The sequence below is a fragment of the Brevibacterium sanguinis genome, from assembly GCF_039528855.1.
GTDB lineage: Bacteria > Actinomycetota > Actinomycetes > Actinomycetales > Brevibacteriaceae > Brevibacterium > Brevibacterium sanguinis.
Map to the genome: position 1 here is coordinate 141709 of NZ_BAAAMB010000002.1, position 13934 is coordinate 155642.

At 70.8% G+C, this 13934-nt stretch carries 10 protein-coding genes and 1 tRNA gene; all 11 read right to left on the minus strand.

Features of this window, described 5'->3' with window-relative positions; translation table 11 throughout:
* Positions 1 to 9: 9 nt before the first annotated feature.
* Complete coding sequence (gene prfA, locus ABD154_RS02055) at positions 10 to 1086, minus strand: peptide chain release factor 1 (protein WP_198498591.1); 1077 nt, start codon at positions 1084 to 1086, stop codon at positions 10 to 12.
* A 1-nt stretch (position 1087) separates the two neighbouring features.
* A complete protein-coding gene (gene rho / locus ABD154_RS02060; protein ID WP_198498590.1) occupies positions 1088 to 3103 on the minus strand; it encodes a transcription termination factor Rho in 2016 nt (671 codons plus the stop codon).
* 208 nt (positions 3104 to 3311) lie between these two features.
* The gene (gene thrB, locus ABD154_RS02065) at positions 3312 to 4217 is read right to left on the minus strand and encodes a homoserine kinase (RefSeq protein WP_198498589.1); all 906 of its coding nucleotides are present in this window, start codon (positions 4215 to 4217) and stop codon (positions 3312 to 3314) included.
* Positions 4214 to 5302, minus strand: coding sequence for a threonine synthase (thrC, locus tag ABD154_RS02070; protein ID WP_137825922.1), 1089 nt, complete (start codon positions 5300 to 5302; stop codon positions 4214 to 4216). The genes thrB and thrC overlap by 4 nt, the downstream gene beginning before the upstream one ends.
* Positions 5303 to 5345: 43 nt before the next feature.
* On the minus strand, positions 5346 to 6653 hold the full coding sequence (locus ABD154_RS02075; protein ID WP_198498588.1) for a homoserine dehydrogenase: 1308 nt from the start codon (positions 6651 to 6653) through the stop codon (positions 5346 to 5348).
* Between the two features lie 50 nt (positions 6654 to 6703).
* On the minus strand, positions 6704 to 8140 hold the full coding sequence (lysA, locus tag ABD154_RS02080; protein WP_198498587.1) for a diaminopimelate decarboxylase: 1437 nt from the start codon (positions 8138 to 8140) through the stop codon (positions 6704 to 6706).
* Complete coding sequence (locus ABD154_RS02085; protein WP_198498586.1) at positions 8141 to 9160, minus strand: DALR anticodon-binding domain-containing protein; 1020 nt, start codon at positions 9158 to 9160, stop codon at positions 8141 to 8143.
* 49 nt (positions 9161 to 9209) lie between these two features.
* On the minus strand, positions 9210 to 10385 hold the full coding sequence (locus ABD154_RS02090) for an MFS transporter (RefSeq protein WP_198498585.1): 1176 nt from the start codon (positions 10383 to 10385) through the stop codon (positions 9210 to 9212).
* A 72-nt stretch (positions 10386 to 10457) separates the two neighbouring features.
* Entirely contained in the window at positions 10458 to 12998 is a 2541-nt protein-coding gene (locus ABD154_RS02095; protein ID WP_198498584.1) for an ABC transporter permease, read from the minus strand.
* Positions 12995 to 13741: an ABC transporter ATP-binding protein gene (locus tag ABD154_RS02100; RefSeq protein ID WP_198498583.1), complete on the minus strand. Its 747-nt coding sequence runs from the start codon at positions 13739 to 13741 to the stop codon at positions 12995 to 12997. Before ABD154_RS02100 ends, ABD154_RS02095 begins: the two co-directional genes overlap by 4 nt.
* A gap of 79 nt (positions 13742 to 13820) precedes the next feature.
* Positions 13821 to 13893, minus strand: a tRNA-Arg gene (locus tag ABD154_RS02105).
* Positions 13894 to 13934: the final 41 nt, after the last annotated feature.

Below are 13934 nucleotides of genomic sequence, written 5' to 3' on the forward strand. Positions count from 1 at the left end.
GGGTCCAGCTCAGTCCCCCAGTGCCTCGAGGCGCGCCGCGCGGTCGGCGTCGCGGTTCGAGCCGATGACGGCGTCGAGGTCGCCGGCAAGCACCTGATCGAGGTTGTAGGCCTTGAACCCCGTGCGGTGGTCGGTGATCCGGTTCTCCGGGAAGTTGTACGTGCGGATCCGCTCCGAGCGATCGACGGTGCGCACCTGCGAACGGCGGATGTCGGCGGCTTCGGCGGCGGCCTCCTCGGCCTGTTTGGCGAGGATGCGGGCGCGGAGCATGCGCAGCGCCGCTTCCTTGTTCTGCAGCTGCGACTTCTCGTTCTGGCAGCTCGCGGTGATCCCGGTGGGCAGGTGCGTGATCCGCACCGCCGAGTCCGTCGTGTTGACCGACTGTCCGCCGGGGCCCGAGGACCGGTAGACGTCGATGCGCAGATCCTTGTCCTCGAGGTGGATCTCCTCGGGTTCGTCGACCTCCGGGAAGACGAGGACGCCGGCGGCCGAGGTGTGGATGCGGCCCTGGGATTCGGTGACCGGGACGCGCTGGACCCGGTGGACGCCGCCTTCGAACTTCAGCCAGCCGTACGCGCCGTCGGCACCGGCCTTGACGGCGATCGTCACGTCCTTGAAGCCGCCGAGGTCGGAATGCGTGGCGGTGAGCACCTGGGACGACCACCCGTGGGAGGCGATCCAGCGCTCGTACATGCGCAGGAGGTCACCGGCGAAGAGCGCCGACTCGTCGCCGCCCTCCCCCGCCTTGATCTCGACGATCGCATCCCGGGCGTCATCGGGATCGCGCGGGATGAGGAGGTCGCGGAGTTCGGCGTCGGCCGCCTCGAGCTCGGCGCTCAGGCGCGTCGCCTCGGCGGCGAACTCGGGATCGTCGTCGCCGAGCTCCTCGGCCGCTGCGAGATCGTCGCGCAGCTCGTCGACGCGACGGGCCGCGACGACGATGCGGTCGAGCTCGGCATAGCGGCGCGACAGCTTCCGAGCCCGGCCGGTATCAGCGTGCACGGCCGGGTCGGAGAGCTCCTCGGACAGCCTCGTGTGCTCGTCGACGAGCACGGCGAGGCCGGCCGTGAGGCTGTCACTGCTCATCTCAGTGGTCGTCGGTCGAGGACTTCGGCAGCGGCGTCGTCTTCTGCACCTGCATGAGGAACTCCGCGTTCGAGCCGGTCTCCTTGAGCTTCGACATGAGGAGTTCGACGGCCTGCTGCTGCTCGAGACCCGAGAGCAGACGGCGCAGACGCCACATGACCTTCGTCTCCTCCGGCGTCATGAGCATCTCCTCACGACGTGTCGACGAGGCGTTGACGTCGACGGCCGGGAAGATGCGCTTGTCGGCGAGCTGGCGCGACAGGCGCAGCTCCATGTTGCCGGTGCCCTTGAACTCCTCGAAGATGACCTCGTCCATCTTCGACCCCGTCTCGACGAGGGCGGTGGCGAGGATCGTCAGGGAGCCGCCGCCTTCGATGTTGCGGGCGGCGCCGAAGAACTTCTTCGGCGGGTAGAGCGCGTTCGCGTCGACACCACCGGAGAGGATCCGGCCCGAGGCCGGCTGCGCGATGTTGTAGGCGCGGCCGAGGCGGGTGATGTTGTCGAGGAGGACGACGACATCGGAGCCCATCTCCACGAGGCGCTTGGCCCGCTCGATCGCGAGTTCGGCGATCGTCGTGTGATCGTCGGCGGGACGGTCGAAGGTCGAGGCGATGACCTCTCCGGCGACCGCGCGCTGCATGTCCGTGACCTCTTCGGGACGTTCGTCGACGAGGACGACCATGAGGTGGACTTCGGGGTTGTTCTCCGTGATGGCGTTGGCGACCTGCTGCATGATCGTCGTCTTGCCGGCCTTCGGGGGTGCGACGATGAGTCCGCGCTGGCCCTTGCCGATCGGGGTGACGAGGTCGATGAGGCGGGTCGACTGCAGCTTCGAGGTGGTCTCGAGGCGCAGGCGCTCCTGCGGGTAGAGCGGGGTGAGCTTCGAGAACTCGACGCGGTTCTTCGCGTCGTCGACGCTCAGTCCGTTGACGGAGTCGAGGCGGACGAGCGCGTCGAACTTCTCGCGCTTGCCGCCACGCTCGCCCTCACGCGGCTGACGGATCGCGCCGGCGACGGCGTCGCCCTTGCGCAGACCGTTCTTGCGCACCATCGACGCCGAGACGTAGACGTCGTTGGGCCCGGGCAGGTAGCCCGAGGTGCGGAGGAACGCGTAGTTGTCGTGGACATCGAGGATGCCGCCGACGGGGATGAGGACGTCGTCGCTGCGCAGCTCCGGCTCGTCTCCCCCGCGTCCGCGACGCTTGCGGTCACGGCCGCGACCGCGGCGGCCGCCGCGCTCGTCGTCGTCGGAGCCGTTGCGGTTCCGGCGGTCGTTGTCCCGACGGTTGTCGTTGTCGCGACGGTTGTCGTTGTCGCGACGGTTGTCGTCGCCGTCGCCTTGGCGGTTGCGGCGATCGGACCGGCGGTCGTCGCGGTCGGACTTGCGGTCGTTGCCACGCTCGTCACGGTCGGACTTGCGATCGTCGCGGCGGTCGTTGCCGCGATCCTCGCGGTCGGACTTGCGCTCCTCGCGGTCCTTGCGGTCGGACCGGCGCTCCTCGGCGTCGCCCTGACGGCTGCGACGGTTCGCGGCCTCGTCGCCGCCCTGATCGGTGTCGGCGTCACCGCCGCGCGAACGCGAGCGGCCGCGGCGGTTGCGCTGGCGCTCCTGGCCGGCCTGCTCGTCACCGGCGGTCTCGGCGGCGGGTGCCGCAGCAGCCTCGGGAGCGGGAGTCTCGGCGGCGGTGGTCTCAGGCGCGCTGGTCTCGGCGTCCTCGCGGGCCGCGGAGTCCTCACGGGCGGTCGCAGCCGCGCTGCGACGGGCGGGCCGGCGGCCGCGCTTGCCCTCGGAGGCCGAGGAGTCAGCGGTGTCGGCCGGCGCCGCGGTGGTGGGGGCGGGAGCCGTGCCGGCGCCCGATCCGCCCTGGTTGTTGATGGCGTCGATGAGTTCGCCCTTGCGAAGTCGACGGTATCCTTTGATTCCCATTCCCGCTGCCATTTCCTGCAGCTGGGGAAGGCGCAGAGCGGTCAGACTGCCGGTGCGCGGTGTGGAATCCGGGGTTGTGGTTTCAGACACGAAGGTCCTTCTCCCTCATTCGGCCGTGCGGCAAAGAGCCGTAATCCCACGGCGACGGAAACACCCTTGACGGTGCATTGTGAAAGACATCCTGCTTGAAGAGTGCAGGAGATGTTCCAGGATTCGTGAAGTTGAGATGGGGTTCGCGGTGACACCGCCAAGCCCGTTCACTGGTGGAACATGCACCAGTTTACTTCCTCCGGCCCGATCACGCGAATTCGAGCCGGAATCCCTCCTCATCGATCCCCACGGGCACGGCGCGCACCCCCGCGGGCACCGCCTCGGCGGGGACATCCCCGGTGAGAGCGAGCACGGTCGGTCCCGCGCCGGAGATCACCGCGGGAATCCCCCGGGCCCGGAGATCGTCGACGAGCGCCATCGACTCAGGGTACGCGCTGCGGCGGAACTCCTGGTGGAGGCGGTCGTCGGTGGCCTCGAGCAGCGCGGTCGCGTCCGTGCTCAGGGCGTGGACGAGCAGTCCCGTGCGCGCGGAGTTCTCCGCCGCGACCGCGTGGGCGATCGTTGCCGGAATGAGGCCGCGCGCGGTGAGTGTGTCGAGTCTCACAGCGGGGATGAGGACCGTGACCGTCTCAACGGTGCGGACGGGAACCGTCCAGGCGCGGGCCGGTTCCGGCAGCGCGATCGTCAGTCCGCCGAAGATCGCCGGCGCCGCATTGTCGGGGTGGCCCTCGAGGTCTGCGGCGAGCTCGAGCATCCGCTCCCGGGTCAGCCCCGGCCCGCCGAGGGACTCGGAGACGGCACCGGCCAGGGCGATGCCGGCGACGACTGCGGCCGCCGACGATCCGAGGCCCCGCGAATGGGGGATCCGGTTCGTGCAGTCGAGGCTGAGCCGGGTCATGATCGCCGCAGCGCTCTCGCCCTGCAGCTGCGCGAGCACGTCCGACAGCACGCGCATGATGAGGTGGGAATGGTCGGTGGGCACATCCTCAGCGCCCTCCCCGCGCACGGTCACCGCGGCATCCGGGTCGACCGGCTCGTCCCCGAGGGTGAGGACGAGCGTGTCGACGAGGCGCAGCGCCAGGCCCAGCGAATCGTAACCGGGTCCGATGTTCGCCGAGGTGGCCGGCACCTCGAGCCGAAAGACCCGGCTCACCGGTCCTCGAGTCCGAGCTCGCGGGCGGCGGAGACGGCATCGACGGGCACCCGGACGGGTTCGAGGTCGGCGCCGTCGGCGGTGTGCAGGGCCCACTGCGGATCCTTGAGCCCGTGCCCGGTCACGGTCACCGCGATCGTCGCGCCGGCCGGCACGCGACCGGCCTCGGACATCTTCAGCAGACCTGCCACCGAGGCGGCCGATCCGGGTTCGACGAAGATGCCCTCTTCGCGCGAGAGCACCTTGTGCGCGGCGAGGATCTCGTCGTCGGTCACCGAGTCGATGAGGCCTCCGGAATCGTCGCGGGCGGCGATCGCCCGCTCCCAGCTGGCGGGGTTGCCGATGCGGATCGCGGTGGCGATCGTGTCCGGGTCGGTGACCGGGTGGCCGAGGACGAGCGGCGCGGCGCCGGCGGCCTGGAAGCCCCACATCTGCGGCAGCCGCGTCGAGACGCCGGCGGCCCGGTAGTCGTTGTAGCCCTTCCAGTACGCGGTGATGTTGCCGGCGTTGCCGACGGGCAGCACGTGGATGTCGGGGGCGTCGCCGAGGACGTCGACGACCTCGAACGACGCCGTCTTCTGACCTTCGATGCGGTCGGGGTTGACGGAGTTGACGAGATGGACGGGGTAGGACTCGGCGAGCTTCCGGCACAGGGTGAGGCAGTCGTCGAAGTTGCCGTCGACCTCGAGCAGGGTCGCACCGTGGGCGACGGCCTGGCTCATCTTCCCCGGGGAGATCTTGCCGGCGGGCACGAGCACGGCGCAGGTGAGTCCGGCCTTCGTCGCGTAGGCCGCGGCCGAGGCCGAGGTGTTGCCCGTCGACGCGCAGATCACGGCCTTCGCGCCCTGCGCCTTGGCCTGGGTGATCGCCATCGTCATCCCCCGGTCCTTGAAGGAGCCGGTCGGGTTGAGGCCTTCGTACTTCACCCACACCTCGGCGCCGGTGCGCTCACTGAGGCGCTCGGCGCGGATGAGCGGCGTTCCGCCCTCGCCGAGGCTGACCGACGGAGTGGTCTCCCCGATGTCGATGAGGCTGCGGTATTCGTCGATGACGCCCTGCCACTGGTGCCTGGGGTAAGTGCTCACGCGATGTTCGTCCTTCTCTTGTGTCGCATGCGGGTTGGTCGGGTCACTGGCCTTCGGCGCGGATGACGGAGACGACGGAGCGGACGACGGGCAGTTCGCCGAGGCGCTCGACCGTCCGCGACAGCGCGGCGTCGGTGTTCTCGTGGGTCGCGAGCACGAGCTTGGCGTGCTGGACGCCGTCGTCGTCGATCTCGCCGATCGTCTGGCGCATGAGCTCGATCGAGGCGCCCTCGGCGGCGAAGACCTCGGAGACCGCGGCGAGCACGCCGGGACGGTCGACGACGTCGAGGGTGATGTGATAGCGCGTGGTGATCGCCGAGATCGGCAGCAGCGTCGTCTCGGGGTGGAAGGGACGCTCGTACTGTCCGCGACCGCCGAGCACGCGGCGCCGGGCCACGGAGACGACGTCGCCGAGGACCGCCGAGGCCGTCGGCGCTCCCCCGGCGCCCTGACCGTAGAACATCAGGGAGCCGGCTGCTTCGGCCTCGACGAAGACGGCGTTGAACGCCCCGTGGACCGAGGCCAGCGGATGCGTGCGCGGCAGCAGCGCGGGGTAGACGCGGGCCGAGAGGCCGGGTCCGGCCGGCGAGTCGGCGACGCGTTCGCACACCGCGAGCAGCTTGATGACGAAGCCCTGCTCCTTGGCCGTGGCGACCATGTCGGCGGTGATGCCGGTGATCCCCTCGACGTGGACGTCGGCGATCGTCATCGGGGCGTGGAAGGCGAGCGAGGAGAGGATCGCGGCCTTCGCGGCGGCGTCGTGTCCGCCGATGTCGGCCGTCGGGTCCGCCTCGGCGTATCCGAGCTCCTGGGCCGAGGCCAGCGCGTCGGCGAAGTCCCAGCCCTCGGTGTCCATCTGGTCGAGGATGTAGTTCGTCGTCCCGTTGACGATGCCCATGATCCGGTCGATGCGGTCACCGGCGAGCGAGTCGCCGACGGGCCGGATGATCGGGATGGCACCGGCCACCGCGGCTTCGTGCTCGAGGCGGACCTCGGTGTCGTCGGCGGCGGCCATGAGCTCGCCGTAGGACGCCGCGAGCAGCGCCTTGTTCGCGGTGACGACCGAGGATCCCTGCGCGAGCGCCTGCATGATGAGCGTCTTCGCCGGTTCGATCCCGCCCATCAGCTCGATGACGATGTCGGCCCCGGTGATCGCCGCCTCAGCGTCGGTGGTGAGCAGGCCGGGATCGATCCCGGGCCGGTCCTTGCCCAGGTCACGGACGACGACGGCGGTGAGCTCGAGGGGGGCGCCGATCCGCTCCGCCAGCGCCTCGGAGCGGGACTGGATGCGTGCGGCGACCTCGGTGCCGACGACTCCGCTTCCGAGCATCGCGACTTTCAATGGCTGCATGGCTCACTCTCTGTTCTTCGGTCTCTGCACAGGTGGGGGCTGCGTCATCGTCACTGCCGGGTGGCGTCGGCCATCCCGGGGTCGTTCGCAAAGAGCTGCGAGTACGTCTCGGGAGTGACGATCCAGTCCACCCTATCCGGTGTCACGGCCAGCACCCCCGGTCGGGCGACATGATTGTAGTTGCTCGACAGGGCGCGGCAGTAGGCTCCGGTGCCGGGGACGGCGACGAGGTCGCCGGGGGCGACGTCGGCGCCCATGTACTCGTCGCGGACGATGATGTCGCCGGACTCGCAGTGCTTCCCGACGACGCGGACGACGGCGGGGGCGGCATCGGAGTTCCGATTGGCCAAGGTACACGAATAGTCGGCGTCGTAGAGAGCTGTCCGAATGTTGTCGCTCATGCCGCCGTCGACGGCGACGTACGTGCGCACACCGGAGTCGGTGACGACCTCCTTGACGGTGCCGACCGCGTAGAGGGTGAACACCGCCGGGGAGACGATCGCGCGGCCGGGCTCGATGGAGATCCGCGGCACGTTCGTCCCGAGCCCGCGGCACTCCTTGGCCACCACCTCGGCGAGGGAGGTGGCCATCTCCGCGACGGGGATGGGCGTGTCCTGCGAGGTGTAGCGGATGCCGAAGCCGCCGCCGAGGTCGACGTCGGGCAGGTCGACGCCGTGGTCGGACATGATCTGGGCCCGCAGCGCGAGCACCCGCGCGGCCGCGACCTGGAATCCGGAGATGTCGAAGATCTGGGAGCCGATGTGCGAGTGGAGGCCGTCGAGGCGCAGGTGCGCGGAGTCGACGACGCGGGCGGCGGCCTCGGCGGCCTTGCCGGCGGCGACGGAGAGACCGAACTTCTGGTCTTCGTGCGCCGTGGCGATGAAGTCGTGGGTGTGGGCTTCGACGCCGACGGTGACGCGGAGCATGACGGGGGCGATGACGCCCTTGGCGGCGGCCACGGCCTCGAGCCGATCGACCTCGTCGAGGCTGTCGACGATGATCCGTCCGACGCCGTAGTCGAGGGCGTACTCGAGTTCGGCAAGCGACTTGTTGTTCCCGTGCAGACCGATGCTCTCCCCCGGCACGCCGGCGGCGTGGGCGATCATCATCTCCCCGAGCGAGCAGGTGTCGAGCCCGAGACCGGCCTCGTGCACCCACTTGGCGACGGCGGTGCAGAGGAACGCCTTGCCGGCGTAGAAGACGTCGACGCCGGACAGGCCCTTCTCCGGGGCGAACGCCGCCGCGTAGGCATCGCGGTAGAGCCCGGCGCGGGAGCGGAAGTCATCGACGTCGAAGACGAAGGTCGGGGTGCCGAAGCGCTCGGCGAGCTCGGTCACCGGGTGCCCGGCGATCGTGAGCACGCCGTCGTCGCCCTTGGCCACGTTGTCCGACCAGAGGCTCGGCATGACGGCATTGACGTCGTCGGGGTAGGGCAGCCACACGGGGGCGGGGGTCGCATGGAGCTGACCGGCGATGTGGGCGGGCATTCATATCCTCTCCGGGGCGGTGACGCCCAGCAGTCGCAGTCCTGTGGCGAGGACCGTGGTCGCACCGGCCGCGAGCACGCAGCGAGCTGCGTGGACGGCGGTGATGTCGGCATCGAGTGTCGGAACGATGGCGCGCTCGGCCGCCGACCATGCGGTGAGGGCCGCGGCGAGGTCCTCGAGGACGGCGGTCACCGAGCGCAGGGACTCCCCCGGCCGCCTCCCGGTGTCGGCGTGCCTGCCGGTGCCGGCCTGTCTGCCGGTGCCGGCCTGTCTGCCGGTCGGCTGCGGGCCGTCCGGCTGGGATCCGGTCGCCGCTGATGTGATCGGCGCAGTTCCGGTCTCCGCTGATCCGGTCGCCCGGGCGAGGACTCCTGCAGCCTCGGTGATCCGCAGCGCGAGCTGGCGGTCGGCGGGAGCGAGGGTGACGTCCGGCGTGCGATGCTCTGCCTCGTCCGCAACGACGCGGATTCCCGCCGCAGCGGCGCGGCGGAGCAGGCGACGCCCGGTCGCATGGGCGTGCTGGACGCGGTGGAGCGGGTTGGCTGGAGCGGCCGTGCGGAGCAGCTCGACGTCGCGGGCGAGGGCGGTCGCGGTGCGCGAGCGGGCCGACCCGTAGCGGAGGGCATCGGCGTCGAGGACTCCAAGACCGTCCGGCTCCGTCGGCCGGTCGGACGAGGCGAGGGTCGCTCCGGGCCCGGGATCGCCGAGGTGGCGGCCCGCGGCGACCTGCGCGACAGTGCCGAGCAGGGCGGGGGTCTCCAGCACGATGCGGAGGAATCCCGGACCGGTGACCGTGACCGACGCGATGTCCGGGTGGGAGGCGACCGCCTCGGCGATGGACTCCGCCGTCGACTGCGGCTCCCGCGTGCCCAGGCGCAGGGGCAGATTGGACTGCCAGTCCCCCGCGGCGACGTCACCGCCGCGTCGCAGCACAGTGCCGGTGGGGGCCGGATCCTCCGCGGGGCGCAGCGTCGACAGAGCCGCCTCGGCGAGGACGACGTGCAGCTGTTCCGGGGTCACGTGCCCAGCGTACTCGGGGCGGCAGACCCCGACCGAATCGTCCGCATGCTCAGATGTGCCCGGGCCGGCTCGCCGGGATGGTGACGCCGAGCTTGAGGACGACGGAGGCGAGGACGAGGACGATCGCCGGGGTGAGGGTGTCGGAGCTCTCGACGAGGAGGGCGAAGAGCAGCGGCCCGGTGGCGGCCATGAGGTAGCCGCCGCCCTGGACGAAGCCGGCGAGGGCCGCCGAGGCCTCCGGGGTCGCCGAGCGCAGGGTGATGAGGGTGAGGGCGAGCGGGAACGTCGAGATGCCGATGCCGAGGAGCACCGTCCACAGCTCCGGGGCCGCCTGCGGGGCGAGCCAGAGACCGATGTAGCCCGCCGCGAGGCTGAAGCAGAAGGCGATGACGATCGGGGCGGCGCTGCGCAGGCGCGCCGTGAGCGCCGGGAGGACGAAGCCGAGGACGAGGGGCACGGCGGTGACGAGGGCGAGCATGGCCCCGGCGAAGGCGGAATCGAATCCCGCGCGGGTGAGCAGCGGGGGCAGCCAGGTGAAGAGGATGAAGTTGTTGAACGACGTCATCCCCGTCATCGTCATCAGCGCCCATGCCCGCGGGGTCCGCAGCAGGCGGCGCAGCTCGGCGCCGCCGACGACGGTCGCGGTCACGGTCACCCGGGCCGGGGGCCTGCGCACGGCGATGACCGCCCACACGGCGACGGCGACGAGCGCACACGCGACCCACACGAGCAGCGAGCCCCGCCAGTCGAACTGTCGGGCCAACGGGACGGCGACGAGCGGCGGGAGGAATGTGCCGAGCTGGAGCAGACCGACGTGGACGGTCGACATGAGCGCGACCCGGTCGGGGAAGTGCGACTTGACGATCGGGGGCACGACGACGTTGCCGAATCCCATGCCGAGGAGCGCGACGACGCTGAGGAGGAGGAAGAGCGTCGGGGAGGACACGAGCGCGCGGGCACCGAGGCCGAGGGCGATCATGATCATCGCGACGAGGCTGACGGTGATCGCCGAATACCGGGAGACGAGCCGCGGGGCGAGGAACCCGCCGACCCCGTAGAGGAGCGGCGGCAGCATCCCGATGATCGCGAGGAACGCGGCGCTCAGCGGGATCTCGGCGCCCATGAGATCGAGCAGCGGCGAGAGCCCCGTGACGCCGGGACGGAGGTTGAAGGCGGCGACGACGATGCCGAGCAGGATGATCGCGGTCGTCCAGGCAGCCCTCATAGAGGCCTTTCTACCACTGTCCCTGCCGCCGACCGCCCAGCGGGGTCACGTCGTGCCGGCCGTCCAGCGGGCTCAGTTCTCCTGCTTGAGGCCCTCGACGGGAGAGAGCCGGGCCGCGCGTCGGGCCGGAGCGAGGGCGGAGAGGATGCCGGCGAGCATGGCGACGACGAGGATGCCCGCCGACGCCAGCAGCGACCAGTCGACGACGAAGGCGTTCGAGAAGTCGGCGGTGATGAGCCGGGTGGCGACGATGCCGAGGGTCCCGCCGAGGGCGAGGCCGATGAGTGCGGCGACGACGGAGATGAGCACGGCCTCGAACGCGAGCAGGGCGCGCAGCTGGGCGAGGCTCAATCCGAGCGCCCGCAGCAGCGAGTTCTCCCGCCGCCGTTCGATGACCGAGAGGCTGATCGTGTTCGACACCCCGATGAGGGCGATGAGGACGGCGACGAAGAGGACGCCGACGGCCATGAGGAGGAGCACGTCGATGACCTGGGAGAAGAGTCCGCGGTCGACGGCTGAGCCGATGACCTCGTCGGTGGGGACATCGAGCGCTTCGGCGACGTCCTGCCGGATCCGCAGGATGTCGGTGACGCTCTGGTCGGGGGTGAGCGTGATGAGCACAGCGGTCGCGGCCGGGGAGATCCCGATGGCGTTGCCGACGTCGGCGGTCGTGAAGTACGCCCGGGTCGACTCGCCGGCGCGTTCGACGGGAAATGCGGTGTCGGTGAGGCCGCGGACGACGACGGTGTCGCGCGGATAGTCGGCGGGCACGGTGACCCGGCCGGGCACGAGCGGCGGGGCGGCGTCGCCGAGGAGCGCCTCGGCGGACCCGGGATCGAGGATGTAGAGCTCGGCCTCGTCGTCGACGACCTGCCCGTGATAGGCGAGCACCGCCGTGTCGACGCCGTCGATGTCCCTGATGTCGCTCAGCGTCGTCGCATCGGTGCCGTTGCCCAGCGACACGGCGACATCGATCGGGAAGTGCTGTTCGAGTCCCGCACTCAGCGTCGCCTTCGTCGACATGCCGCCGACGACGAGGGTGGACACGAGGGTGACGCCGATGACGAGGGCCGCGGCGGTCGAGCCGGTGCGACGGCGGTTGCGCAGCGTGTTGAGCGTCGCGAGCTGGCCCGGCAGCCCCCACGGGGTGACGGCGAGATCGCCGATCCACGAGACGACGGGCGGGATGATCTGACCCGAGCAGAGGACGATCCCGACGACGACGAGGGCGCCGCCCACGGCGCCGACGACGATCCAGGCGCTCGACCCGGCGGCGAAGACCAGCGCGGCGACGATGCTCACCGCCCCGATCGCGATGCTCCCCCAGCCGGCCGCCCCGCGGACCCGTGACTGGCGGGTCGGGGCGCCCGTGACGTCGAAGGGCTGAAGCGCCTCGAGAGGCGTCACGGCGATCGCGCTGCGGGCCGGCCGGATGGTCGCGGCCAGGGTGAGGATGACGCCGACCACGACGCCGAGGACGAGCGCCCAGCCGGGCACCGAGAGCGAGACGTAGGCGAACTCGCTCTCCCAGAAGCGCCGCGCCACGGCGATGAGAGCGGCACTGACCCCGATCCCGGCGATGACGCCGACGACCGACCCGGCGAGGCCGACGACGAGGCCCTCGACGAGCACCGACCCGTAGAGCTGCCGCCGGGAGGCGCCGAGGCAGCGGAGCAGGGCGAGCTCGCGGCGGCGGCCGGCGACGATGACGGAGAACGTGTTGGAGACGACGAGGACGGCGACGACGACGGAGATCCCCGCGCAGCCGAGCAGCATCCACGCGATGAAGCTGCTGCCCTGGGAGAACTCCGCGACCTGCCGGTCGATCGCCTCGTCGACGCTGAGCGTCTGCAGCTGCCCGCGCAGGGCGGAGTCGGCGAGGAACGCGTCGACCCCGGCGCGCACCGCCGCGGGGTCGACGGAATCCGCGTCGAGGTCGATCTGGATCGCCGAGACCCGGCCGATCTGGGCGAAGTGCTCGCGGTAGCTCGCCGCCGTCGTCAGGGCCCGGGGCAGGCCGGCGAGCGTCGGGTCCTCCCCCATCTCGGCGATGCCGACGACCGTGAAGTCGGTCACGGCGCTGCGCGGGGCGCGGTAGATCGGCATCTCCTCGGCGTCGGTGTCGATGCGCGCCGAGGCGGTGGAGAAGCGCACGACGTCGCCGACGCCCAGTCCGAGGTCGGCGGCCGTCCCAGTGTCGACGACGAGGTCGGTGGGTGCCTGCGGCCGGGTTCCCTCGCGCACGGCGAAGGTGTCGAGACCCGGATCGACGGGGGTCGGAGAGATCGCGAAGTCCGTGTCGGCGAAGGCGTCGCTGCGGCCCGAGGCGATCGCGCTCGCCGCGACGTCGACGGCGCCGATCCCCGGCTGCGCGGCGAGGTCGTCGCTGAAGGCGGCGACCGCGGAAGGATCGAGGTCGGCTCCCGTCTCGGGCATGAGCACGAGATCGGCGTTGGCGTACGACTGGCTGATGCCGTCGCGCACGCTGGCATCGAGCGAGGCGCTGATGATGAGGGTCGCGGAGACGAAGCCCGCCGCCAACGCGATGCCGAGCCCGATCGCGGTGAACCGCGCGAAGTGGACTCGGATCTGCGCGAAGGCGACGGCGATCACTGTCCGCTCAGCTCGCTCAGTCCGGTGGCGACCGCCTGCGGGGTCGGCGAGGTGATCTCTCCCCCGACGCGTCCGTCCTTGAGGAGGACGACCCGGTCGGCATGCGCGGCAGCGGCAGGATCATGGGTGACGAGGATGATCGTCTGCCCGTACTGGGAGGCGGCGGCATGGAGGAGATCGAGCACCTCGGCGCCGGAGAGGGAGTCGAGATTGCCCGTCGGTTCGTCGGCGAAGACGACGTCGGGGCGGGTGAGCAGCGCACGGGCGACGGCGACGCGCTGCTGCTGACCGCCGGAGAGCTCATGCGGACGGTGCTTGAGCCGGTCGCCGATGCCGAGGCGCTCGACGATCTCCGCCTTCCAGGCGGTGTCGATGGTGCCGCGGGCCAGTGACACGGGCAGATCGATGTTCTGCTCGGCATTGAGCGTGGGCACGAGGTTGAAGGCCTGGAAGATGAAGCCGACCCTGTCCCGGCGCAGCTGGGTGAGTTCGCGGTCGTTGAGCGCGGTGATGTCCTCACCGCGCATGAGGATCTCGCCCGAGTCGACGCGGTCGAGTCCGGCGAGGACGTGCATGAACGTCGACTTGCCCGACCCGGAGGGACCCATGATCGCGGTGAGCCGACCGGAGTCGAAGTCGACGCTGATGTCGTCGAGCGCGGTCACCGCGGTGTCGTCGCGGCCGAAGCTCTTGCGCAGGCCGCGGGCCCGCAGCACCACCTCGGTGTCGGTTGTCGTCGTCATCACTGTCCTCATCGTCTGGCTGACCGGAGGGGAGAACGAGAAACCGCCCACCTCAGCGACTGAGATGGGCGGATCGCTGTGCCCGCGACAGGATTCGAACCTACGACCTTCTGCTCCGGAGGCAGACGCTCTATCCACTGAGCTACGCGGGCAACGCATGTCATGCTATCACCGACTGCGAGGTGAACCCAAA

What these genes read in the sequence shown, in the direction of transcription:
- prfA (WP_198498591.1), bottom strand. Translation starts at nt 1,086, where the DNA reads ATGAGCAGTGACAGCCTCACGGCCGGCCTCGCCGTGCTCGTCGACGAG.
- ABD154_RS02075 (WP_198498588.1), bottom strand. Translation starts at nt 6,653, where the DNA reads ATGCAGCCATTGAAAGTCGCGATGCTCGGAAGCGGAGTCGTCGGCACC.
- lysA (WP_198498587.1), bottom strand. Translation starts at nt 8,140, where the DNA reads ATGCCCGCCCACATCGCCGGTCAGCTCCATGCGACCCCCGCCCCCGTG.
- ABD154_RS02090 (WP_198498585.1), bottom strand. Translation starts at nt 10,385, where the DNA reads ATGAGGGCTGCCTGGACGACCGCGATCATCCTGCTCGGCATCGTCGTC.
- ABD154_RS02100 (WP_198498583.1), bottom strand. Translation starts at nt 13,741, where the DNA reads ATGACGACGACAACCGACACCGAGGTGGTGCTGCGGGCCCGCGGCCTG.